Origin of the sequence: Hymenobacter crusticola (genome assembly GCF_002154225.1) — a bacterium.
GTDB lineage: Bacteria > Bacteroidota > Bacteroidia > Cytophagales > Hymenobacteraceae > Hymenobacter > Hymenobacter crusticola.
The window spans coordinates 1-1,138 of record NZ_MTSE01000109.1; the positions used below are offsets into that span (position 1 = coordinate 1).

Consider the following 1,138-nt stretch of genomic DNA (forward strand, 5'->3'; position numbering starts at 1 on the left):
CTGTTCCGCTCCAGCACCGGCACTACGGGCCCCTGGCAACCCATCGCGTCTAGTGGCCGCAACGCCACCGCGAACACGGTCACGGCAACAGGCGTGAACCACTTCTCGGTGTGGACACTTGGCCAGCAAAACAACCCCTTGCCCGTGGAGCTCACTAGCTTCACGGCCCAGGCGCAGGGCCCGGACGCGCTGCTGCGCTGGACCACGGCCGCGGAAAAGAACAGCGCCTACTTCGCGCTGGAAAGCAGCCCGGATGGCGTGCAGTTTCAGCACATCGGTCAGGTAGCGGCGCAGGGTACTACCACAAGCGCGCATGCCTATCAGTGGCGAGACCTGCATATTACGCGTTACCAACGCCCCGTCCTGTACTACCGCCTGCGNTACCAACGCCCCGTCCTGTACTACCGCCTGCGGCAAGTCGACCAAGATAGCAGTGTGCAGTATTCCTCCGTACAGGCCGTGCACCTGGAGGCGCAAGCGCCCCAGCTGCTTGTCTATCCCACGCAGGTAACGGACCAAACGCTGCGGTATTCCTTCACGGCGCCGCTCGGAGCGGAAGCACTGCTGGCCGTATATAATAGCACGGGCCAGGTAGTACTCCGAGAACACGGCCCGCAGCTAGCGGGCGGAGAATTGCGCTTACCGAACCTGCCCATGGGTTGGTACGTGGTGCAACTGCTGGTGAATCACAAGTCCTATTCGGCCCGGTTCTACCGGCCTTAAAGGTATCCTATAGTTGGTACGTCAACAGAGGCCGCCTACTGGGTGGCCTCTGTTGCTTTCTCCCATCTACTGGGCAGTTGGGTAGTGATAGTGCCTAAGTAGGTTTCTGCTCCGTCCGCGTTAGTAACCGTTGCACGCCCATGGGATGGAAGAGTTTTCCTCTGCGGGTGCGATACCCGGACTCGTTCAGGCGCTGGGCAATGGCGCGCAGCGTTAGGCCCGTGGCATGTAGCAAGGTCGCTAGTTGCGCGGCTTGCCGGTTGGCCAGATGATCCCGGGCGTTCTGTTGGCGCACGGCGAATCCCCGTTCCGTAGCGTCAGCCGTGAGATTGGCGGGCGTCCCTAAAACGTGGCCGCGGGCTTTCTTGGCCGCGAGCGCATCGCGGGTGCGGGTGGCAATGGCGGTGGCTTCCTT

Annotated in this window: 2 protein-coding genes; one reads left to right on the top strand and one right to left on the bottom strand. The window is 62.1% G+C overall.

Annotation, left to right across the window (positions count from 1 at the left end):
* Positions 1 to 459 precede the first annotated feature (459 nt).
* Entirely contained in the window at positions 460 to 723 is a 264-nt protein-coding gene (locus BXP70_RS31195; RefSeq protein WP_449404452.1) for a T9SS type A sorting domain-containing protein, read from the top strand.
* A 94-nt stretch (positions 724 to 817) separates the two neighbouring features.
* Here BXP70_RS31195 and BXP70_RS29070 read toward each other — a convergent pair.
* Positions 818 to 1,138, bottom strand: a 321-nt coding sequence (locus BXP70_RS29070) for a recombinase family protein (protein ID WP_179197907.1), incomplete at its 5' end; no start/stop codon positions are given.